Below are 269 nucleotides of genomic sequence, written 5' to 3' on the forward strand. Positions count from 1 at the left end.
GTGCTGATGCTGGTAATGGCATCTATTGCTAACCACCAGCACGGGCAGAAAACCAATATCCGTCCTATTTTGTTCCTCTATCTGCTGGGCACCTTCTCTGCAGCTCTGGCCGCAGTAGTCTTCAGCTTTGCCTTCCCTTCTACCCTGCACTTGTCCAGTAGCGCGGGTGATATTTCGCCGCCGTCAGGCATTGTCGAAGTGATGCGCGGACTGGTAATGAGCATGGTTTCCAACCCCATTGACGCGCTGCTGAAAGGTAACTACATCGG

The 269-nt window shown here is 53.2% G+C and carries 1 pseudogene; it reads left to right on the forward strand.

Features of this window, described 5'->3' with window-relative positions:
• Positions 1–269, forward strand: a pseudogene (locus SB772_RS41425) (serine/threonine transporter SstT); the annotation flags it as partial.

The organism is Paraburkholderia sp. SIMBA_030, assembly GCF_046535245.1.
Classification (GTDB): Bacteria; Pseudomonadota; Gammaproteobacteria; order Burkholderiales; family Burkholderiaceae; genus Paraburkholderia.